General features: G+C 44.7%; 21 protein-coding genes and 1 riboswitch. Of the genes, 15 read left to right on the top strand and 6 right to left on the bottom strand.

The genetic code is table 11. The features are described from left to right. Positions 1–18 precede the first annotated feature (18 nt). On the bottom strand, positions 19–939 hold the full coding sequence (locus MHB85_RS17555) for an ArsR/SmtB family transcription factor (protein WP_341073320.1): 921 nt from the start codon (positions 937–939) through the stop codon (positions 19–21). Between the two features lie 207 nt (positions 940–1,146). Here MHB85_RS17555 and MHB85_RS17550 point away from each other — a divergent pair, with 207 nt between their 5' ends. The 5 genes from MHB85_RS17550 to MHB85_RS17530 all read left to right on the top strand — a co-directional run bounded on the left by MHB85_RS17550 (position 1,147) and on the right by MHB85_RS17530 (position 6,675). Then, on the top strand, positions 1,147–2,337 hold the full coding sequence (locus MHB85_RS17550; RefSeq protein WP_192131099.1) for an MFS transporter: 1,191 nt from the start codon (positions 1,147–1,149) through the stop codon (positions 2,335–2,337). An 83-nt stretch (positions 2,338–2,420) separates the two neighbouring features. After that, on the top strand, positions 2,421–3,146 hold the full coding sequence (locus MHB85_RS17545; protein ID WP_091020744.1) for a phosphonate ABC transporter ATP-binding protein: 726 nt from the start codon (positions 2,421–2,423) through the stop codon (positions 3,144–3,146). A 16-nt stretch (positions 3,147–3,162) separates the two neighbouring features. After that, positions 3,163–4,488 (top strand): hypothetical protein, encoded by a 1,326-nt coding sequence (locus tag MHB85_RS17540; protein ID WP_192131100.1) that lies wholly within the window; start codon positions 3,163–3,165, stop codon positions 4,486–4,488. Then, the gene (locus MHB85_RS17535) at positions 4,481–5,179 is read left to right on the top strand and encodes a response regulator transcription factor (protein ID WP_017688086.1); all 699 of its coding nucleotides are present in this window, start codon (positions 4,481–4,483) and stop codon (positions 5,177–5,179) included. Before MHB85_RS17540 ends, MHB85_RS17535 begins: the two co-directional genes overlap by 8 nt. Further along, complete coding sequence (locus MHB85_RS17530; RefSeq protein ID WP_341073319.1) at positions 5,176–6,675, top strand: sensor histidine kinase; 1,500 nt, start codon at positions 5,176–5,178, stop codon at positions 6,673–6,675. The genes MHB85_RS17535 and MHB85_RS17530 overlap by 4 nt, the downstream gene beginning before the upstream one ends. A 120-nt stretch (positions 6,676–6,795) precedes the next feature. Here the strand turns inward: MHB85_RS17530 and MHB85_RS17525 are convergent, their stop codons facing one another. Continuing rightward, the gene (locus MHB85_RS17525; RefSeq protein WP_210108450.1) at positions 6,796–8,022 is read right to left on the bottom strand and encodes a glucose-1-phosphate adenylyltransferase; all 1,227 of its coding nucleotides are present in this window, start codon (positions 8,020–8,022) and stop codon (positions 6,796–6,798) included. Positions 8,023–8,215: 193 nt separating this feature from the next. Here MHB85_RS17525 and glgB point away from each other — a divergent pair, with 193 nt between their 5' ends. Beyond that, positions 8,216–10,222 carry a 1,4-alpha-glucan branching protein GlgB gene (gene glgB, locus MHB85_RS17520; protein WP_091029402.1) on the top strand — a complete coding sequence of 669 codons (2,007 nt, stop codon included), beginning with the start codon at positions 8,216–8,218 and terminating at the stop codon, positions 10,220–10,222. After that, complete coding sequence (gene glgA / locus MHB85_RS17515; protein WP_105599101.1) at positions 10,219–11,661, top strand: glycogen synthase GlgA; 1,443 nt, start codon at positions 10,219–10,221, stop codon at positions 11,659–11,661. Before glgB ends, glgA begins: the two co-directional genes overlap by 4 nt. A gap of 142 nt (positions 11,662–11,803) precedes the next feature. Here glgA and MHB85_RS17510 read toward each other — a convergent pair whose 3' ends face one another. After that, entirely contained in the window at positions 11,804–13,570 is a 1,767-nt protein-coding gene (locus MHB85_RS17510; protein ID WP_341073318.1) for an alpha-glycosidase, read from the bottom strand. A 267-nt stretch (positions 13,571–13,837) separates the two neighbouring features. Further along, positions 13,838–15,013 carry a M20 family metallopeptidase gene (locus MHB85_RS17505; RefSeq protein WP_105599099.1) on the bottom strand — a complete coding sequence of 392 codons (1,176 nt, stop codon included), beginning with the start codon at positions 15,011–15,013 and terminating at the stop codon, positions 13,838–13,840. 210 nt (positions 15,014–15,223) lie between these two features. Between MHB85_RS17505 and MHB85_RS17500 the strand changes: the two genes are divergently transcribed. The 3 genes from MHB85_RS17500 (at position 15,224) to MHB85_RS17490 (ending at position 18,464) form a co-directional block, all read left to right on the top strand. Continuing rightward, positions 15,224–16,660, top strand: coding sequence for an ABC transporter substrate-binding protein/permease (locus MHB85_RS17500; protein WP_373419913.1), 1,437 nt, complete (start codon positions 15,224–15,226; stop codon positions 16,658–16,660). Further along, entirely contained in the window at positions 16,647–17,369 is a 723-nt protein-coding gene (locus MHB85_RS17495; protein ID WP_105599097.1) for an amino acid ABC transporter ATP-binding protein, read from the top strand. Before MHB85_RS17500 ends, MHB85_RS17495 begins: the two co-directional genes overlap by 14 nt. 221 nt (positions 17,370–17,590) lie before the next feature. Then, positions 17,591–17,787, top strand: a riboswitch (cyclic di-AMP (ydaO/yuaA leader). Between the two features lie 2 nt (positions 17,788–17,789). Then, positions 17,790–18,464 (top strand): 3D domain-containing protein, encoded by a 675-nt coding sequence (locus MHB85_RS17490; protein WP_105599096.1) that lies wholly within the window; start codon positions 17,790–17,792, stop codon positions 18,462–18,464. 107 nt (positions 18,465–18,571) lie between these two features. On the opposite strand, the gene MHB85_RS17485 is transcribed toward MHB85_RS17490, so the two are convergent. Beyond that, positions 18,572–19,363 carry a polysaccharide deacetylase family protein gene (locus MHB85_RS17485; protein ID WP_192131109.1) on the bottom strand — a complete coding sequence of 264 codons (792 nt, stop codon included), beginning with the start codon at positions 19,361–19,363 and terminating at the stop codon, positions 18,572–18,574. Between the two features lie 153 nt (positions 19,364–19,516). Here MHB85_RS17485 and lpdD point away from each other — a divergent pair, with 153 nt between their 5' ends. From lpdD to MHB85_RS17460, 5 genes are all read left to right on the top strand, one after another. Then, on the top strand, positions 19,517–19,858 hold the full coding sequence (gene lpdD / locus MHB85_RS17480; protein ID WP_192131111.1) for a prenylated flavin chaperone LpdD: 342 nt from the start codon (positions 19,517–19,519) through the stop codon (positions 19,856–19,858). A 111-nt stretch (positions 19,859–19,969) separates the two neighbouring features. Further along, on the top strand, positions 19,970–20,641 hold the full coding sequence (locus MHB85_RS17475; RefSeq protein WP_091020758.1) for a PspA/IM30 family protein: 672 nt from the start codon (positions 19,970–19,972) through the stop codon (positions 20,639–20,641). A gap of 95 nt (positions 20,642–20,736) precedes the next feature. Further along, entirely contained in the window at positions 20,737–21,138 is a 402-nt protein-coding gene (locus tag MHB85_RS17470) for a DUF350 domain-containing protein (protein WP_036613690.1), read from the top strand. 23 nt (positions 21,139–21,161) lie between these two features. Then, a complete protein-coding gene (locus MHB85_RS17465; RefSeq protein WP_076210134.1) occupies positions 21,162–21,668 on the top strand; it encodes a DUF4178 domain-containing protein in 507 nt (168 codons plus the stop codon). Between the two features lie 12 nt (positions 21,669–21,680). After that, a complete protein-coding gene (locus MHB85_RS17460; RefSeq protein WP_091029419.1) occupies positions 21,681–22,418 on the top strand; it encodes a DUF4247 domain-containing protein in 738 nt (245 codons plus the stop codon). 112 nt (positions 22,419–22,530) lie between these two features. Here the strand turns inward: MHB85_RS17460 and MHB85_RS17455 are convergent, their stop codons facing one another. After that, positions 22,531–22,827: an HNH endonuclease gene (locus tag MHB85_RS17455; RefSeq protein WP_192131113.1), complete on the bottom strand. Its 297-nt coding sequence runs from the start codon at positions 22,825–22,827 to the stop codon at positions 22,531–22,533. Positions 22,828–22,957 lie beyond the last annotated feature (130 nt).

Genomic DNA, 22,957 nt, shown 5'->3' with positions numbered 1-22,957 from the left:
CACAATGGTTCAACTAAATTAAATGCGAATATAGGATTCCAGGAACATATTCAACTCAGATACGCCATCCGGCCGAATACTGTATTTCTCTTTACGGTTACTTCCGAGCAGATGGGTCCGTAGCAGACCTGCGATGCGTAGCGCCATCACCTGGTCTTTGACCGTGTCTTCGTCTTTACCCAATTCTTCACACATCTCAGCGAGGGATTTGGGTTCATCCGATACGTAACGAAGCAGGCGAAGTCTTTCGGGATCAGCTAGTGCATGGGTAAAACGTAAAAGACATGTTGGTGGCTGGTCTTCATTCTCTTCTGGTGCATCTACGGGATACTGCATGATCATCATACCCTCATAGAAACAGTACATATTAATAGGGCGATTGTGCACCGTTGGAAACAGGATGACTTCGTTCAGTCCAGGCATCGGTTCAACAAGAACGCCCGCTGTAGCATATTCAATAAGAAGTTCAGGACCCATTTTATCAAGCAAAATGCGTTTTTCTTCGGCATCTTCTTCAAGCCACACACGCTGATCTTCGCTCATATTCTGACAGTAGTTTTCATCCCATAGTCGCAATAATGGGACATAACTGTTCCGAATGCGCGTAGATTCTTCTATTGTAAGAGCCGGCAGAAGAGGAGACACACGATCAAACAGGTCTTCCGCTGTCATTCCGGAAAGCATGTCCAGGAAATCACGATTCTCCGATGTATCATTTTGATAGGCTGCCCATGCAAACAAAACATCAAAATCATCAAAAGGCCAAGTGGCAGCAGGTGCGAGAGCAGCTCGTACATTGGAACTTAGTTTGCCTTCCACCTCCAGAATCCATTCAGGACCAATATCCAGATGCTGAATCCATTTTTTCGTGACATAAACCAGAAAGCTGTTGAGCATTTCATATATCGGTGAAACATCAATTTTCACATGATAAGCCATATGTTGCAGAATCCTCCCGTCACATCTAAATGTACGCAGCGACTTAACCTCTATTATGGCTTGTTTTGCAGGCCGTTGTCCACTATAATGTTCAAGTCCGGGGCAAAGCCCTGATCTTTGAATAGCAGTTTAAAACCATATGTATACCATACAAAAGTCGTCAGCGATGGCGATTTTTCTTTGTGTGCTCGCAGGAGGAATGAATTCGTGTCATCGATTACTCGTCCCAAACTATCACACTCGACAGCCAACTATCTCATTTTGATTACGGTTATTGTGGTGGCGGGAATAAGTCAGGGGCTTTTGCTGCCTGTGCTTTCGATTTTTTTGGAGCAAAAAGGGGTTTCGCCAGGTTTAAACGGATTAAACGCCGCCGCGTTGTACATTGGGTCTTTTGCCATGACTCTCGTTGCGGAACGGTTATTGGGAGCATTAGGGTTCAAAAAGCTGATTGTAGGTGGCCTGATATTAGTCATGGTCCCATTAATACTATTTCCGTATTTTCCAGATATTAAAATATGGTTCATATTGCGTCTGATCGTTGGAATAGGAGACAGCGCACTTCATTATGCGGCTCAGCTCTGGGTGCTACTTGTTACTGCTCCTGAAAAGCGTGGACGCTACATATCACTATATGGCATGTCCTACGGTCTCGGATTCAGTATTGGTCCACTGGGAATTAAGCTGCTTGGCTTTGGTGATGCTGTCCCTTTCTGGGTCTTGTTCATATGTATCGCAGCAGTACTTATACTGGTATTAATGAAGCTTCCGAATACGAAACCGGAAAAAGCAGAGCATGGCCAACTGCCGGAACGTCGCTTCCGTCGAAGTCTGGCATGGGCCTGGTATGCACTTTTACCAGCACTCTTATACGGATATATGGAGGCTGGCATGAATAGTAACTTCCCCGTGTATGGCCTGCGTATTGGGTTCGACACCGATCAGATTTCGTCGTTGCTTCCCTTTATCGGGATTGGAGGTTTGTTCCTTCAATTGCCTTTGGGTATGTTGAGTGACCGATATGGGCGAAAGAAGGTATTAATGTTTGCGGGCATCAGCGGAGGAATCATCTTCATGCTGGTTCCAGTCGCAGGTACGCATTTCTGGTGGACGCTTGTATTGTTAACAATCGCAGGCGGCCTGGTCGGCTCCTTTTTCTCACTGGGCCTGGCCTATGCCGCAGACATTTTGCCTAAAGTGTTGCTGCCTGCAGCCAACGTTGTGGCTTCCTTTCATTTCACGATTGGAAGTATTATTGGACCGAATCTGGGCGGTCAGATGATCAACTGGATTTCACCAGGAAGCATGTTCACATTGCTGGGAATCATGTACCTTCTTTTCGGCGTGGCAGGTATATTATTTCGTCGTAAACCTGAGTTCGAATCTGTGTTAAAATAGAAGCTGGTGTTCGCATGGAAATTGATGTCCATTTCCGAGTACACTAGTGGTAGGGAAAAACATGGACAAGAGGAGACATCGCGATGATCAGAGTAGAGAACTTGAGTAAATCCGTTGGCGTGGACCGCGTTCCCGTTCTACGGGATATTCGATTTGATATGCAACAGGGTGAGATGATAGCTGTAGTTGGCTCAAGCGGTAGTGGTAAAAGCATGTTACTTAAATGTTTGGCCATGATGGAAAAATGGGATTCCGGCCGGTTTACGGTGGATGGTGCTGAGATTTTGAAAGAAGGCTGGTCTGGAAAACGAAAAATCAAACGGGAATGGGCATACTTGGAACAGAATCCAGAATTATTTCCGAGACGTACGGCTCTTAAAAATGTATTAATCGGACGATCGGGTCAGACTCCCGTATGGAGAATGGTAACCGGTATGGTACGTTCCGATGATTATATGGGTGCTATGGATTATCTCGAAGGATTGGGATTACTCGATAAAGCACATCAAATCGCAGAGAAGCTCAGTGGTGGCGAGAAGCAGCGTGTTGCCATTGCAAGAGCACTTGCTCATGGTGCCAAAGTGGTTTTGGCCGACGAACCTGTAATTGGTCTTGACCCTCATACAGCAGATTCGGTGCTGGAAACGCTGCGCAAATTATGTGAAGAAGAACGTGCAACGGTCATTGCAGTATTGCCAATTGAACTTGCTGAGAAACATGCCACACGGATCTGGGGATTGGCAGACGGGAAGATTGCTTTTGATATTCGTGGACGAAGACTGACACAGCAAGAAAAAAACCAGATTTAAACTATTGAAAAGAGTGATGAGATTGTTTAATTCACGGTGGGGACGCTTCATTGCAGCAGGAACTATGGCAATTATGCTTGGTTCTGTTCTGAGCGGATGCACAGTCATAAGTGACCCCAAGGGTTTGATGAGAAAACCAATGATGTCCACCGATAAGGAGAAACTGTACAACGTGGTTCAGGTTAAACTGCCGCCAGAGAGCACGTTGATTCGTCCTAAGGATATGAATAATACCAGCATGATTCGGGTGGAAGACCTGAACGGGGATGGAACTCGGGAAGCGATTGTTTTTTATGAGACACCAAATGAGAATGTGCGAATCCATGGCATGATTTTGGAAGAGCAGGGAGGCACATGGGTTAAAAAACTTACATTTGATGTACCGGGAAATGAGTTGCAATCCTTTAAAGTTTTGGATGTTACGAATGACGGAAATCCAGATATTATTCTTGGTGTAAGTCTGCAGGAGCAGAAAGCCCTGACTGCATATTCCTACAAGGGCGGGGCACTGGAGCAGGTCTTGGGTGGAGTTCCGTATAATCAATATATCATTGATGATGCGCAGGGGAACACGCTGGATTTGAGCGGAGATGGTAAGAGTGATTTTGTTATCATTTCGCTGAACAACAGCGGTTTTGCAACGATTGCGTTATACCAGTACGAAGATGGCAGCTTCAAGGAAGTTGATCGGGTGCAGACCGATTATACCGTTAAAGAAGTTTATAATGCTCTGGGCGGGGAGATCGCCAAAGGACAGATGGGCATTGTACTGGATGCCGAGCTGGATGATCGGAGTTCCTTCTCGCAAATTATGTATGTTAAAGATAACAAGTTAGTCAATGCTTTCAAATCACCGGATCAAACGTATAGAGATGACAAAATTTTAAGCGGTGATGTTGATAATGATGGTATTATTGAGTTTGGACTTAAAGAGACTCCGAAAGGCTGGGAGCATTACGTATTTGACTCTCGGTTGTGGTTTTACACCTATTATCAATGGGATGGCAAAGACAGCAAGAAATTTGTCTCATTCCAATTCCGGGATGATGCTGATTTATTTCATCTAAATCTCAAACCAGAGTGGTACGGTAAGATCACTATTGATACCAAATCGGAAAAGGAAAAATATATTCGATTTAAAATGATTGATACGGACGAAACCGTAGCAGAGATCAAATATTTCACCCTTTCCAAGTGGGAACAGGAGAAGGGTAAAAGCTGGAAGGAAATTATGCGTACCAAAGATCGGGTTATTGCTTCACGGGTAGCACAATCAGAGGCGGGTAAAGATGCACTGAGCAATACTTCTCAGCTGAATAGAAAGGGAGAACTTAATGAGTAAAGTACTTATTCTTGAGGATGAAGAATCCATCCGCAGTTTTATAGTGATTAATTTAAAGAGAAACGGATTCGAAGTGCTTGAAGCGGGTGACGGTCATGAAGCGCTTCGCATACTGCAGACAGTACCGGATATTGATCTGGCTCTGCTGGATGTCATGGTACCAGGTATTGATGGATTCGAGGTGTGTCGACGGATCCGTGAAACCAATGAACGTTTGGGCATCATCTTTTTGACCGCGAAAGTTCAGGAACAGGATAAAGTGTACGCACTCTCCGTTGGTGCAGATGATCACGTTAGCAAGCCTTTCAGCCCAACAGAGTTGATTGCACGTATTCAGTCATTGTTGCGTCGTGTGAACGTGCATCGGGAAACTGCGGCGAAGGTTACGTTCCAGTCTGGGCCATTTTCACTGGACCTTATCTCGAAGCAATTCAAGAAACAGAATGAAGCCATTGAGCTGACTCCAACGGAGTTTTCCCTGATTCAGTTTTTCCTGGAAAAAGAGAATACACCGCTCAGCCGCGATGTATTGTTAGATCATGTATGGGGAAAAGAGTACATGGGTGATCCCAAAATTGTGGATGTCAACATTCGTCGTCTGCGTCAAAAAATTGAGAACAATCCTTCCGAGCCCGAATACCTGCAGACTGTATGGGGTCACGGGTACAAATGGAAGGGCCGGGAGCAATGATTAAAAAAGGCATTACTCGGCAGATCGTACTACATTATTTCTTTGTAGTTTTTCTCGCTCTGCTGTTGGTCGAATTCGTATTTATGTTGGCAGTTCAAAGGTATTATTATGAGAGTATCTACAATACGATTAGTACCCACATTTCTAATTCAAAGGACTTTTTCGAGCCGATCGCTCGTGAGAATACTACGGAGGATGGCAATAATCTGTCCAGACTCCTTGTGAATTTGGCATTGTCCAATACTGAATTGGAAATTTTGGATCTGAACGGGCGCGTATTGGCGAGTTCGACTGCTTTTGAATCTGACCGTGCTGTGTTGCAGACCAGTGATATTATGCAGGCTCTGAATGGGGATATGGGACGCTGGATTGGAAGACAACCAGGTACTGGAGAATCCGTCATGGCCGTTTCACACAAGTTTGATCTGGGCGGCGAAAATACTTATGTTATTCGATATCTGACATCACTCGAAGATGTGAATTCAAAGCTGTTGAATATGGGGCTACTTGCCGCTGCGGTCGGTGTTGGCGTGCTTGCTATAGTGTTGATCATCAGTATTGGTATGGCAAATTCCATTGTACGTCCAATCAACAACATCACCGCAGTATCTGCCCAAATGGCCAGAGGACGGCTGGATGTCAGGGTTAAAGGGAATTATAAGCACGAACTGGGCGAATTGGCATCAACACTTAACTTCATGGCACATGAGATTGTGCGGAGTAATCAGATCAAGGATGATTTTATCTCCTCCATCTCACATGAATTAAGAACACCTTTGACCAGTATCAAAGGCTGGAGCGAGACACTGGATTCAGGCGGTTATGATCCGGAAGAAACCCGTATCGGTATGGGTATTATCTCCAAGGAAACCGAACGACTGATTGGACTTGTTGAAGAGATGCTGGATTTCTCCAAATTGCAGCAGAATCAGATGAAGCTGGTCAAAGGAACCGTCAACATTCGTGAAATTGTACAGGAAACGATGTTGAATGTCTGGGCCAAAGCGGAACAAAAACAGGTCCATCTCAAGTTGGAAACGGACGAGGCTCGTGCTTATAATGTCCATGGAGACGGCAACAGACTGAAACAAGTCTTTTTAAACGTTGTGGATAATGCGATCAAATTTTCACATGAGAATTCCTGGATCTTCTTGTCGGTCAAAGAGGAGAATGGTCAGATCATTGCAGCTGTTCAGGACACCGGTATCGGCATCAGTGAGGAACACCTAATTAAAGTGCGGGACCGCTTCTTCCAGGTGAATCATCAGAATGGGGGAACGGGACTGGGGCTTGCGATTACGCAGGAACTGGTAGAACTACATGAGGGAACCATCACGATGCAGAGTGAACTTGGATCTGGTACAACCGTGACGGTTACATTACCGGCTGTGGCTGAGGAGATGGGTCCAGAAGAACCTGTAACCGCGTCTGGTGATGCTGAAGTCACAGATGAGCGAACAGCAAGCGATACAAAATCGGATCTAGAAAAGTCTTAAGGTTTTAAAAGATAAGCGATTTTTCTACCTGATGATCGAACATGTACACTTTATAACATTCATAACACAAAAAAAGGCGAGCCATCTGAGGCTCGCCTTTTACATATTATGTTTACTTCATTATGAAGAAAGTTCACCAGTGCGCAGGCGTCCACTTTTTTCATATACTTCTTTCAACATACGAACAGGTTGTGTACGGACTGCAGGTTTGGCAGAGACGATCTCGTTAGGTCCAACGACTACAATTTCATCCGCCGTACCTTTAACGATTGCACCGTCCTTGATTATTGCCCCTTCACCGATGATGGCACGTTCGATGTGAACCCCACGGCCTATGCGTGCGTTAGGCATAACAACACTGTCTTTAACCTCAGAGCCTTTACCCACTTCTGCGCCGCAGAAGATAACGGAACGTTCTGAACGACCTTCGATTGCACAAGAGTCGTGAATCATGGAAGCAACATGTTCGATCTTTGTATGTCTTGCTTTGTAAGCACTTGGTTTGGAGCGCCAGTCGCGAGTAAACATCGGCCAGTTTTCTTTTTGCAGACTCCAGTCTTCCTCGTTGTGTAACAGATCCATATGTGCATCCCATAGGCTCTTAACCGTACCTACGTCTTTCCAATAACCATTAAAGTTATAGACAAAGAGGGGATTATTTTCGTTCAACATTTGAGGAATGACATCTTTACCGAAGTCATGGCTGGATTCAGGGTTAGCGGCATCTTCCATGAGATGGCGTTTCAGATAATCCCATTTGAACATGTAAATGCCCATTGAAGCCAGATTACTTTTTGGTTCAGCCGGTTTCTCGGCAAACTCGGTTACACGCAAATCAGCATCGGCAGCCATGATCCCAAAGCGATGTGCTTCATCCCATGGAACTTCCATAACTGAAATCGTTGCTGCGGCATTATTGGCTTGATGAGCCTCCAACATATCACGATAATTCATATGATAAATATGGTCACCCGACAAAATTAGAACATTTTCGGGGTTTTGTTGATCAATATAGTCGATATTTTTATAAATAGCATCCGCCGTTCCCAAGTATTCGTCATTTCCTGTATGATAAGATGGAAGCAAGGAGATTCCTGCCTCACTTGAGTTACCATGTCCCCATGGTTCTCCTCCACCGATATGATCGTGTAAAGATTCCGCCTGGTACTGCGTCAATACTCCTACAGTATCGATCCCTGAGTTTACGCAGTTACTGAGAGGAAAATCGATGATCCGGTAGTGCCCGCCAAACGGTACAGCGGGTTTTGCGATACTTGAGGTTAAAGGGGCTAATCGCTTCCCTTCTCCTCCCGCCAACAGCATAGCGATGCAATCTTTATTAAACATAATCGTTTCCCTCCCAAAATATTGTGCATTGTAGTACATCATTAACGCAAAGTAGAGCAGATGAAACGATTGTTACTGTAAAAATTCTGAAAATGTACAACATTTTCTAATTCACCGCATTTTTCTTTTCAACTTGGCTAGACTGGGGTAATGGTTACTGTTATATCTATTTTCTTGAGAAGAAGGTGATCTCTTGGCCATTCAACCGTTAGCACACCCGGACATATTGCCGGAGCATATTTATTTATTTCATGAAGGTAACCTTCATCACAGTTATCGAATGTTGGGCGCGCAGCCTGAGACTTGCGATGGCCTTCAGGGGTATCGCTTTACCGTGTGGGCACCAAATGCCGTAGAAGTAGGACTGGCTCTGGACCGCAATGAATGGAAAGGCGAAAAGGAACCTTTATATAAGATACCCGAATCAGGATTTTGGAGTCGTTTTTTTCCGGAAATCAGCGAAGGAACTTTATACAAGTTCCGTATATTAACGGAAGATGGAACAGAATTGCTCAAAGCGGACCCATATGCGTTTCAAGCAGAGGTTCGACCTCAGACAGCCTCTGTCACCAGTTCGATCGAAGGGTACAAATGGAATGATGGAGCCTGGAGACGCAAACAACGTGCCATGTATAACAAACCTCTACATATTTACGAAATGCACATGGGAACCTGGAAGCGCAAAGAAGACGGAAGCCTCTATAGTTATCGAGAGATGGCTGATTTGCTTGTTCCTTACTTATTAGAAATGAAATATACACATGTTGAAATGATGCCCCTCAGTGAGCATCCATATGACCTTTCGTGGGGCTACCAAAACACAGGGTTTTATGCGCCGACTAGTCGTTATGGGCATCCAAAAGATCTGATGTATCTGGTGGATACACTACATCAGGCTGGGATTGGCGTATTGCTGGATTGGGTACCTGCACATTTTGCCAAAGACGCTCATGGGTTGCGTATGTTTGATGGTACGCCTTTGTATGAGTATGCAGATCCGATGTTAGCAGAGAAGCCAGGCTGGGGTACACTTAGCTTTGACTATTCGAAACCTGAGATTCGTTCATTTCTGATCTCCAATGCATTATATTGGATGGAGATGTATCATTTTGACGGACTCCGTGTTGATGCGGTTACGAGTATGCTTCGGCTTGATTTTGAGAAGCAGCCAGGACAATATCGTACCAATGATGAAGGTGGTCTTGAGAACAAGGAAGCTGTAGCCTTTTTGCAGCAGCTGAATGAGACAGTGTTCAAGTATTTCCCTTATGCATTGATGATGGCTGAAGAATCCAGTGCATGGCCAATGGTGACTTTACCTGTAGATGAAGGTGGTCTGGGCTTTAACTACAAATGGAACATGGGCTGGATGAACGATACGCTTGATTACATGGAATCTGATTTTCATGAGCGTCCTTCCAAACATCATTTGCTGACTTTCCCGGTCGTATACTCCTTTGCTGAAAATTATGTGCTACCTCTGTCACATGACGAGGTTGTTCATGGCAAAAAGTCGCTCCTCGACAAGATGCCAGGAACTTATGAGCAGAAATTTGCCGGCATGCGTGCTTTTCTGGGCTATTTTATGACTTTCCCAGGGAAAAAGCTGTTGTTTATGGGTGGAGAATTTGGCCAGTTCATCGAATGGAAAGATGAGGATCAACTGGATTGGTTCTTGCTGGATTATGACAGTCACCGCAATTTGCATAAGTTTGAGCGTGAGCTGTCTAACCTGTACTTGAGTGAAAAAGCTTTGTGGGAGCTTGATCATTCCTTGGACGGTTATGAATGGATCACTCCGGATGATCAGGACCAGAGTGTCATTTCATACGTACGCAAAGGAAAAAAACCTGCGGATACACTCCTTGTGCTCATTAACTTTCAGCCGGTCAAGCGGGAGCGTTACCGGATTGGTGTCATGCGTCCCGGTATGTATACCGAAGTACTGAACAGTGACCATTCCGTTTACGGCGGTTCAGGCATTACTAATGATATGCAACTGCCTACCGAAAAGATTCCTTTTCATGGGCATCCGCATAGTCTCGAATTGGTATTGCCTCCGCTTAGCATCGTGATTCTAAAAAAGAACACACGTCGGAAAACGGATGAATCACCTGCGAGCATAACTTCCGTCAGTTCAAAAACGAAGAATAAAAATGAAAGCAACACGCTCAAACCGAAGAGGAGGACAAAGGCATGAATATTCTATTTGCTGCTGCTGAAGTACATCCATTTATCAAAACAGGAGGCCTTGCTGACGTAATCGGTGCTCTCCCGTTTGCATTGAAGAAGAACGGGGCAGATGTGCGGGTGATTATGCCTAAGTACAAGGGTATTCCCGATGAATATAAAGACGCATTACAGCCCGTAATTACAACGGATGTGCCTCTTGGCTGGCGCAGACCCTATTGTGGAATAGAAATGCTGGTTCATGATGGGATTCCAGTATATTTTGTGGATAATGAGTATTATTTTGGGCGTGATGGAGTGTACGGTTATATGGATGATGGCGAGCGTTTCGCCTTCTTCAACCGTGCAGTTCTCGAAGTGTTGCCACAGATTGAGTTCAAGCCTGACGTGTTGCACAGTCATGACTGGCATGCAGGAATGATTCCTTTAGTGCTTGAAGCCCATTACAGACATGATTCATTCTACAGTGATATTCGTACGGTATTCACCATACATAACTTGTTGTACCAAGGGGTATTCCCGCATGAGTTATTCAGTGATATCCTTGAACTGGACGATCGATATTTCACCGTGGATGGAGCCGAATATTACGGTAACGTCAATTTCTTGAAAGCAGGAATTGTGTATGCTGACCATGTGACAACCGTAAGCCCAACATACGCACAGGAAGTGCAAACGTCTTATTATGGTTACGGACTGGACGGACTGCTCAGTTCGCTTGGAGATCGTTTCAGCGGAATCGTGAACGGGATTGATACCAAGAGTTACAACCCGGCAACGGACAACAAAATTCCAGTGAAGTACAGAACAAGTCTGTCCAAGAAAACGGAGAACAAAATTGAGCTGCAAAAGGAACTTGGACTTCCTGTTCGTCCTGATGTACCACTTATGGTGATGGTGACAAGGCTCGTGGACTCTAAAGGACTTGACCTGGTCTGCCGTATCCTGGATGAATTGCTGTACTATGATGACATTCAATTTGCGGTACTGGGAACAGGAGAGCCGATGTATGAACACTGGTTCCGTGAAGCCGCTAATCGTTATCCACTCAAAATGTCTGCCCAGATCACGTTTAACGATGGGTTATCCCGCCGTTTCTATGCAGGCAGTGATATCTTCCTGATGCCATCGAGGTTCGAACCATGTGGTATTAGTCAGCTACTGGCTCTGCGATATGGTAGTGTGCCTCTCGTAAGGGAAACAGGCGGTCTGAACGATACTGTGCAGGCATACAATGAGTTTACTGGAGAAGGGAATGGTTTCTCATTCACAAGCTTTAACGCACATGACATGATGAGTACCATTCGGCGTGCTGAGGAGATCTACAAACAGCCAGAACACTGGAAGAAAATCGTGAAAAATGCAATGGGCGGAGAATACAGCTGGAACGTCTCAGCTGAAGAATATATGGACATTTATCGTCGGATCACACTTGACCCTGTAAATTGATGTAGTTTTGAATGAGTCACAGCATTCTTGCTGTGGCTTTTTTTAATTAAAAAACAAAACACTTCCAAAGTTCAGAATGAAGTATCATCTGAGACGGTGGAAGTGTTTTTCTTTTTTTAAGATGACTGTCTGAATTCAAACCTCAGTTGTGTAGGATGGTCGCCGGGTCAAGCTGTCTATACAAAATGCGGTACCCATAGGGGTCAAGCTTAATATTCATCATTCCATCGGTTGGAAACACAGGCTCTTCAGTTAATGCATCCTTCCAGTCTTTTGTTTCCATGGGATGAGAAAGCGTTCGATCTTGAGGTGTATTGTTCATCCAAACGGTAAAGTGAAGGTTGTCATCCACACGCTCGTACACGATACAGGGATCATTGTGATCAGCCTTGAGGAATCGGAAGCGTCCTTTGCGCAGGGCTTCATTGCTTTTGCGTAAATCGATCATCAGACGATAGAAATCATACAATTCTCTGTCTTGCTTGGCGGGGTCCCATTCCATACATTTTCGACAATCCGGGTCAGCATCACCACTAATCCCAACTTCGTCGCCGTAGAAGATACAAGGTGTACCGATATAGGTGAAAAGAAATACAACAGACAACTTTAATCGGCGTTTGTCTTCTCCTAACCGGGTGAGCAGTCGTGGGGTATCATGGCTGCACAGCATATTAAAGATCACTTCGTTGGTTTGTTGCGGATAGCGCATAATCAGTGAACCCATCTCGTTGGCAAAATGATAACCATCCATTGAACCACAGAAGAACTGAAGTACTTTGTCGGCAAATGGATAATTCATGACGGAATCGAATTGATCTCCCATAAGCCAGGTCAAGGAGTCGCTCCATACTTCACCAACAATATAGGCTTCAGGATTCGCTGCTTTAACAACCTTGCGAAAATCACGCCAGAAATGGTTGTCCACTTCATTCGCTACATCCAGACGCCACCCATCCAGCTTAATTTCCTTGATCCAGTACTCAGCTACATCCAGTAGATATGCCTTAACCTCAGGGTTGGCTGTATTGAACTTGGGCATGTTGCCATAGAACCCAAATGTATCGTAGGTTGGTATACCGTCCTTGATCTGAACCGGATATTCATTGATGTGGAACCAATCGGCATACTTAGAGTTTTTTCCATTCTGGAGTACGTCTTGAAAAGGAGGGAAGTCTTCGCTGCAATGGTTAAACACCGCATCAAGCATGACACGTATACCCAGGCGATGACATTCTTCTGTCAATTGTTTGAGCAGGGCATTATCGCCGAAATGAGGGTCGACTTTTTTATAATCAATCGTGTCGTATTTGTGGTAAGAATTGGCCTGGAATAACGGGGTAAAGTAAATGGCGTTCACGCCAAGTTCAGTTAAGTCATACAGATGATCCAGCACACCTTGCAGATCTCCACCAAAATAATTGTCCAACTCAGGTTTGCCACCCCAGTCATGAGTTTCTTTTGGATTCAGCTTTGGATCTCCATTAGCAAACCGTTCCGTCATGATCTGATAAAAGACAGCTTCTTTGGCCCACTCGGGCACCTTAAACACATCAATTTCATGTATATACGAGAATTCATAATATCCTCCAGTTGGATAGGGGGTTTCATAATGAATTCCATTATCCGCAAGAAAAACATCTTCTGAACCGGCAGTTATCCGAAATATATAGGTGAGACGTTTGAATTGTGGCTTGACGGCAGCCTCCCAATAATCAAACATGTTATCCGAAGCAGCCTTCTCCAATTGAATTTCCTTGTATGTTCCGTTCCAATCGTACTTATCTCCGGTCAGTGCAGTCACGTATTGCACATCATTACGTTTGGTTCGTACGCGCAGATGTATGGTAGACGAATTATAAGCATAAGCCCATTTGTCACGAGGAACATGATACATGGCTTCGAGCAGCATGACAGCACCTCCTGAATATAGGATAAGTTATAAAAACAGGTCTTTAGAACACGCAGTTATAGTTATAATTAACCAAGTTAGCCAGCAAATGAATCACATTTACTGTAATAAAATGTATTGTTTTCATCGTTTTCAAAGGTTTCTTTCACAGCATTTCCAGCTTTGTGCTGAATATACTTACAGCCAATTTAGAAAAAAGGGTGCCCTGAACAGCTTGGAATTCAAGATTGTTCAGGGCACCCCTATATAACATGTTGAAAGTGAATTTTAGCGAATAGCTTGCTCAAACTCCGTGCGGATGGTTTGAAGCAGCTCTGGCTGACTCAGTACGTCATAGGCTGTTGTAGCAAGTGCCTTTGCTCCCAGAATCATGCCATCCAGCGCGCGCTCCTGAAGTGCAAGGTCACGGAAGGCTATGGAGTGCAGGGTATGAACCTCATCCACAACACGAATGTAGGGATGGATTGCAGGACATTTCAGGGAAACGTTACCGATGTCCATAGAGCCGTGATCATTACCACTCACAATCTCTTCTTGGGGGATACCAAGTTCCATCAGATTTTGACTAAACGCAGCTGAGAATGCTTCATTGGTAACCATCTCGTCATAGGACGTTTCATAGTTGGATGTCACCAGCTTGCATCCTGTCTGGAGAGCAGAACCTTCAGCGATCTGAATCACACGTTCTGTGAGGATATTCAGTTCTTTGCGAGTTGCTGCCCGTACATAAAATTGTGCTGAAGCATAGTCGGGAATGATATTAGCTGCCTGACCTCCGTTGTTGATCACTCCATGAATGCGAACGGTACTTTTCACTTGTTGCCTGAATGCATTGATTCCGTTGAACGTTTGAATGACGGCATCAAGAGCATTAATACCTTCGTGCGGACTTGCAGCAGCATGTGAAGATCGGCCATGGAATTCAAATTGCACTGCATCAATAGCCAGCGAGCTGCCTGACTTTTCGTAGGCATAATATGGATGCGCCATGAGAGCGACATCACAGTCATCGAACAAACCTGCTTCAGCCATCGGTACTTTGGCACCACGTGTCTCTTCAGCGGGGGTGCCAAACACTTTAATCGTTCCACCTACTTCATCCAGAATGGATTTCAGCCCAACAGCAGCTCCAAGACTCATCATGCAGATCAGATGGTGACCACAAGCATGACCAATCTCCGGCAAGGCGTCATATTCACACAATAATGCAATGGTAGGGCCGGGTTTGGCCGCTGAATAGGTTCCGATAAAGGCTGTCTCCAGTCCAAGGATTGGAGCCTCTACAGTGAAACCGTGGAAGACCAGTTCTTCTTTCAAACGGGCAGAAGCGAGATACTCTTCATTTCCCAGTTCGGGGTTGGCACCGATATATGATGAAATGGCTTTAAAACGGGAAGCATATTGATCAATAACCGTCAGAATTTGTGATTTGTTAGCTGTCATTAGTAAACTCCTTATGCAAAAATGAAAATAATTCATTGATTATATCATGTTTGCTTCAATTTTTCAGAAACAAGTCAAGATTTGTAATGCCAAAATGCATTGCATAATCATGCATTGTACTTTATAATGACTCAGTCATCAACATGAGAAGCATACAAAGTATTGTAAGGGGAGAGAACAAGGTTGAAATTAATAAGTCGTTACACCATAATGCTGCTGACCTTTGTCGTTCTGCTGACAACTGCCGTTCCTGTGGCACTTGCAAGTGGGACTACAGACAATTCAAGCAGTAAAAAGCTGGTGCTCGGTACAAGTGCCGATTTTGCACCCTATGAATTCCATAAAGTGATTAATGGCAAAGATGAAATCGTCGGTTTTGATATTGAGATCGCCAAAGAGATTGCCAAAGATCTTGGCGCAGAACTTGTGATTGAGGATATGGGCTTCGACGGTCTTCTGCCTTCATTGCAGAGCGGGCGTGTTGATCTGGTAATTTCAGGTATGACGCCGACGGATGAGCGGAAGAAAAGTATCGATTTTTCCGACACCTATTATAAATCAAAACAAGTGATCATGGTTCGCAATGTGGATAAAGACAAATATCCAACCATGGCAGAACTTGAAAATGCGAAAATTGGCGTTCAGAAAGGCTCCATTCAGGAAACGATCGGACAGAGTATTCCAGGAGCGAAGCTTACTGCGCTTGATAAAATCTCGGATATTGTGCTTCAACTGCAAACAAAACGCATTGACGCGGCAATCGTTGAAGATACCGTTGCTGCAGGTTATCTGGACGATATTATTGGACTTGCTGCTGCTGTTCCGGACGAAGAGCAAGCAGAAGCGGCAATCGGGATTCGCAAAGGTAATACCGAGCTGCTAGCTGCAGTAAATGGAACACTGGAGCGATTGAAAAGTGAAGATAAAATCAATCAGATGGTGACGGACGCCAGCCTCTTGATGGCGGATAAAGCGAACAAATCACAAAATATTTTCCAAGTGTTCTGGGAGTACAAAAGTTTCTATGCTACAGGTGTAGGATACACACTTCTGTTGTCTGCACTCGGGGTTATCTTCGGGGTAATTATCGGATTGATCATCTGTTTGTTCCGTTTGCATGACGCTGCAATCTTGCGCTGGATCGGTACAGCTTACGTTGAAGTGATCCGTGGCACACCGATGCTGGTACAATTGATGATTATTTACTATGGTTTTTCCCTGAGCTTTGGCATTAACTTCACTGCACTTCAGGCAGGTATCATTACACTTTCAATCAACAGTGGTGCCTATCTGGCGGAGATTTTCCGTGCGGGTATCCAAGGTGTGGATCGTGGTCAGTTGGAGGCAGCGCGTTCATTAGGTATGGGAAGAGGCGCCGCGATGCGTTATATCATATTGCCACAAGCCTTCAAAGCTGTATTACCAGCGATTGGTAATGAATTCATAACTATCATTAAAGAATCCTCCATTATCTCCGTTATCGGTATGGTGGATATTATGTATCAGGCAAGTGTTGTCAAAAACATTACGTACCAAGGATTGAGTCCATTTTTGATTGCAGCAGCCATCTACTTTGTAATGACGTTCATTTTGTCCAAGCTGCTGGGACGACTGGAAAGGAAGTTGAGTGCAAGTGATAGACGTTAGACAATTACACAAATCTTATGGTAATAACGATGTGCTTAAGGGCATAAACGTGACGATTGGCAAAGGTGAGGTTGTCGTGGTCATCGGTCCTTCCGGTTCAGGTAAAAGTACATTCTTGCGTTGTTTGAACCTACTGGAACAGCCTACCTCAGGAGAGATTGATTTTGAAGGCGTGTCAATCACGGACCCCAAGCATAACATCAACGCAACTCGTGAGAAAATGGGCATGGTGTTCCAGCACTTCAACCTGTTCCCACACAAAACGGTAGAGCAAAATATCACGATCGCTCCGATTAAAGTGAAGAAACAATCTACTCTGGAAGCGGAGAAGATTGCTGCTGATTTGCTTAATACCGTGGGCTTGTATGATAAAAAAGATACATTCCCGAATCAGCTGTCCGGTGGACAGAAGCAGCGGATCGCCATTGCTAGAGCATTGGCCATGCAGCCTCATGTCATGCTGTTTGACGAGCCTACGTCGGCATTGGACCCCGAGATGGTCGGTGAGGTACTGGATGTCATGAAACGTCTTGCAGAAGGCGGGATGACGATGGTCATCGTAACCCATGAGATGGGTTTTGCACGTGAAGTGGGAGACCGGATCCTGTTCATGGATGGCGGGGTTATTGTGGAAGAGGGAACACCTGATGAGGTGTTTGGAGCACCGAAAAATTCACGTACACGTGATTTTCTTGCGAAAGTACTCTAAATGAAGTGATTAAATAGCGTTACTGACCTCGAGTCGGTGACGCTATTTTTTGTTTGAAAATAATCAAATATAGGATTCGGAAAAGTAACTATTCTGTTACCAAATATATAGGGGACATCTCGCCCAACAGTTTTAGAGTATTCAGTATTCTTACACGTGCTTACACATGTTAAAACCATTTGGTAAGAATTACTACAAGTTCAGGTTACAAAATTGTGATATATTGAACTCTGCCGAAACTTCCGGACAGGGAGTGCGGGGGATGTAACGATGCAGATTGTGCAGGGGGAAGATCTACAGCACACTGCTTGGGGTGAATTAGGGGTACATATCGTTTCAAATGTAATGATGAACCTATAGGATGGGCTCCTCATCCGAATCCGACAACTAACTTCGCAGGCACAATGAGGGAGGAAGACCATGATTAACAAGAAACGTATAGCCAAAACAGCAGTAGCATTAATGACAACAGCAATGCTCATTCAAGCCGTTCCGGCTCACGCCGATTCAGTTCATGTGGCCAAAGAGGGGGATACCTTCTACACCTTATCGAAACAATACGGAGTAGCAATTAACACGTTAGTTAAAGCAAACAACGACATTTCGCCTTACAACATTTATGGTGGTTTGAAAATTACGATTCCCGGTAAGTCAAACAATGTAGCAGCCGCTGCGGCAGCGGAGAGCAAGACCCAAGCGAAGACTGTTACTACAGCGAGCTTGGACGTTAACGCAGATAACAAAGTTGTTCAAGCCTGGGGTAAAACATTCGATTACAGCAAAGCTGTGAACGTAAAAGCAACGGCATACTCTGCAGATCCGTCTGAAAATGGAGGCTGGGGTGCAGTCGATTATTTCGGAAATGATCTTGAACTGGGCACGATTGCAGTTGATCCAAGTGTAATTCCACTCGGAACCAAAGTACTGGTAACTGGTCATAGCCATCCAGGATTGCCAAAACAGGCTTTTGTAGCCACAGCGCGAGATGTGGGCGGTGCAATCAAAGGTCACCGGATTGATATCTTTATCCCGGGTAGCAAACAGTCTGTAAGCTCATTTGGTTTTCAGGATATTGAGCTGTACATTCTGAAGTAGAGAGAAAATAACATTTAAAATGAATTCAAACAGGGTGTCTGCCAGTCGCTAATTCGCGATTGAACAGCACCCTTTTAATATTCTCATTATTTGGTATCACGGTCATCCTAATCTTTGGCCTTTGGCAATCCCAACATTTCGTCCAAGGTGACCAGTTCATATCCCCGATTACGCAATTCTTCAATGATTTCAGGCAAAGCCTCAACCGTGCCGTTCAGGTTTGATCCTACACCGCCTCCAGCATGTTGCAAAACGATGGAGCCGGGTTTTACAGCAGAAAGAATATTATCTTTCACCTGTTCCTTTGAAAGGCCTTTCCAGTCCAGGGAGTCTACGTTCCAGTTCACAATGCTATAGTGTTGTTTGGCAGCCCATCTCAGCTGTTCTTCATTAATGTCTCCATAAGGCGGCCGAATCATCTTGGGCGTATATCCCGCCAAACGTCGAATAATATCCCCGGTATGTAAAATTTGTTTGCGAAAGGCATTCATCGACAGCTTACTGAATTCAGGATGATTGTAGCTGTGATTACCAACCATATGCCCTTCCTTGATGATGCGTTTCACAAGATCCGGATGTTTCTCAGCACGACTACCCACGATGAAGAATGTAGCTCTGACATTGTATTTCTTCAATACATCCAGTACTTGTGGAGTAAACCGTGGATCAGGTACATCATCGAAAGTCAGTGCAACCTTCTTGGTTGAAGGACCATTGGTTTTGAACGTGTCGGCATATTTTTGACGTAACTGTCCCAATGTCAGTTGTTCTTCTTCCGCAGAATCCGAACCTGATACTGATTCACTTGGCGGGCTTGAAACATCCCGCGCTGAAACTGGAGCATGATATCCTCCGAGAAAAATAACGATAACCATCAGCATAATGAGGCGTACGCGCATAATATCGGCCTCCTTTTCCAAAATGACGTTCTCCTTGGTATACCCGGGGGTTCCATAAAATATGCGCAGTGTGAGAAGTTTCATTGCCGATTTAGCTCATGACAGCCATAATTCCTCCATATATAACATATAGAAAAGGATAGGTGGATGGGTATGAGTACATATGATTTGAAATCCATACGTTTACAGGTGATTGAAGCAGGAGAAGATAAGGTTTTTTTCGTTACCGGAGGAAAGGCGCATATTGGCGCCGTAGCCACGTTCTACGTGGATCATGAGCGCGTAAGCGGGACGACGGTCCGTATTCCTGGGCATAAAGAACAAGAGCTGTGTGAGCGGCTCGCCCGAAAGGCTGCCTTGCAGCTGAAAGTAACTGTTACGGTAATCATGGGTATTCATTTTGATTCCATCACGCGGATGCAAATCGACGAAATCGTGCAGACTGCAGAGAGGTTGATGGAGGATCATCTGAACAAAGATAAACGATCTTCCTGACATAAGTGCCATCGAATGTTTTGATTTTATTTGCTAAAATTGAAACGAGTTGTAGATTGTTACGTATGTATGTTTATATACGATGTAATATCGACTAGGAGGAATAACATAATGTCCATTTTCAAACGTTTGCGTGATCTAACCATGTCTAACATCAACGCCATTATTGACAAAGCGGAAGATCCAATCAAGATGACGGACCAATATATCCGTGACATGCAAGAGGATTTGGAAGATGCAGAGAAGGCAGTAGCTCAACAGATCGCCATTGAGAAGAAATTCAAGCAGTTATTCGAAGAGCAGGAAGCTCTTGTGAAGAAACGTGAAGAGCAGGCGCATACGGCGGCACGTGCTCAGAATCTGGATTTGGCTCGACGTGCCCTGGAAGAGAAAAAGGCTGCTGAGGAGAAGATGGTTGAGTACAAAACCAGCTATGACCAAAACAAGGCTTCGGCAGATAACCTGCGTGGCAAGCTCGACGAGATGCGTAAGCAACTGACTCAAATGAAGAACAAACGCGAAACACTGGTAGCACGTTACAATGCAGCAAAAGCCCAAACTGAAATCAACAAAGCGTTGAATGGGTTTGGTTCTGATACTGCAAGTGCTGGTATGAAGCGTATGGAAGAGAAAATGATGCAGATGGAAGCACAGGCGGAAGCAAGTAACGAAATGTCTTCCAAAGGCAAGTCTTTGGATGAAGAGTTCGAGAAGTTGGGTAAAGATCAGGCTGTTGAAGACGAACTCGCAGCATTGATGAAACAGTACGATAATAAGAACTAATACCTTGGTTGTCAGCAGGGTTAACCAGCGGAGGAGAAGAGTATTTCTCCTTCGCTTTTAAATGCGGTTCATGTTGATATGTGGGGGCTGTGTAAATGGATTTGAATATTTTGGCGATGCTGGTCTGGACCGGATCTGGTTCGGTTTTGCTGTTTGTCTTGATGTATGTAGATTCACTGTTCACGAAATATAAGGATTTTGCTGAAGTTAAGGCTGGCAATATGGCCGTTACTACACGGATGGTTATGAAATTATTTGCACAAGGGTATGTACTCGCTACGTCCATTTCTACGGCTGGTCATCTTGGAGAAGCATTGTTGGTCTCCGTTGTATCCTTTATCATTTTGTTGATTTTGGAGAGTGTTGTACACTTTATGATTCGCAAATGGGCCAATCTGGATCTGGATACAGGAATTCAACAAGGGAAGACAGGATACGGATTGTTCTCTGGCGCTTTACATATCGTGGGCGCACTGATTATTGCAGCTTGTTTATAAGATAAGGAACAGGAGTAATTCTCATGAGTGTATGGAAACGAATTAAAGGAATACTAACAAAACCTGAACCACCGCAGGCAGAGAAAACGATGCTTCAGCTTGCACCTGGTGATATCTGTGAGGTTTCTCTGGTTACTTATGAAGTCGTTGGTCGGGTACAAAATCGCGCTCGAAATGCAGTTGTGCTCACGCTGCAGGATGGTACCGCATTTCGATATTTGCATATCGAAGAACGGGAACTCACACGTTACGCTCTATATACACCAATTGATGGCAGGCTTGATGCACCTGATGAGGTGCCCACATTGCTGGACCTGGATGGACGCGCATTTCATCTGGAGGAAGAGTATGGAGGTATGGTATCAACGGCAGGTAGAACTCCATATGGCCAGGCTGGAGAACAATTGGTATGGCAGTATCAGTCGGATGATAATATGCTTCTTCGGGTGGAGTGGCAAGACAGAAGATTTACACTGTATGAGGGTGAGTCCATTCTTCCTGCGGATATCAAAGTAATTCGTTCGAGCTAGGAGAGGTTCCCAATGAAAAAACGCTTGGCGCATGGATTAAAATTAATGCTGGTCCTCAGCCTTGTGATGTCTCTGTTGTCCGCGTGCGGAGCACCTTCTGTTCAGGACACATATCCGCTTGAATCGGTTAACGGCAGTGGTAACTCAACGTCTTATGTGTACCGGGCTTCAGACCGTACCGTTCCGGAAGTGGCTCAGGAATTGTCTGACCAAAGGCAACCGGATCAGATCTCGGCAGAGAACACAGAGCGTATGTTCCTCGTGTATCAGGACGAGTATTATCATCTGCAACAAGACCCGAACAAGCCGGAGGATACCTTGGTTGAGGTGGACTCCAAGGAATATGTTCGGCAGAACTACGATTCATCTTTTCTACAAGGGTACCTCACCGCTACATTAATTGGTAATCTGTTCGATTCTTTTGGCGGGCGAGGTTATGGCAACTATCGAGGATATACCAATAAAGATACGTATAAACCGAGTGCAGGATCTTATCGTGCACCAACAAGTAATGACAAGAAGCTTGCTCCACCTATTACTGTTGATCGGAAAGGTACGATTACAAGGCGCGGAAGCGATAAAGATTCAAGCGTGGGATCTGGCGGAGGATTATTCAACCGCAACAAAGATCAGAGCAAGGGAACCATTGATCGCAACAAGAGCAGTGGTGGGTTGTTTGATTCACCTAAGAAATCCTACAAAAAACCAAAAACCAGAGTGGGCGGCGGCCGAATTAAGAGGCGAAGATAATAAACATCTAATCATAAGGATGGCTGCCAATCGCATAATTCATTTAAGAACAGTGAAAAGGGAAGGCGGATTCACCTCGCCGGCACATGACCTTGGAGCTGTTCTTTTTGGTTTACGATTTGCGAACATGATTGGATTTGCGTACACGGGGAATCGTTGTAGCAGGCTGTTTGCGAATCCAGCGGATAAATGGAATCATTCGTTCATCCTGTCTCAGGGATTGCAGGTCCGTGAGACCAAGGGTTACAATGTCGCGATTCGTGTATAGCGAATGAATCTGTTTGTGACAGGGGATACACAGGTTGGCTGTTGGCAGAAATGTTCCTCCCATTTCTTTCGGTGTCAGATGATGAATGGTCGTGTTTACAGGTTCTCTTCCGCATAATTCACATCGATTACTTATGATCATCGCCTCCCTTAGTTAATTATATTATGGGCAGACAAAATGCCTTTCATGTTGAATATAGGTCAAGGAATGTTACACCTGTAAGAAATATGATTTGTCACAGGATTCAATAAGTAATGTACTTGTTATCTTA

It is taken from the genome of Paenibacillus sp. FSL K6-4396 (genome assembly GCF_038002525.1).
GTDB classification, from domain to species: Bacteria; Bacillota; Bacilli; order Paenibacillales; family Paenibacillaceae; genus Paenibacillus; species Paenibacillus amylolyticus_B.
This window is presented reverse-complemented; position numbering and strand designations above follow the sequence as displayed.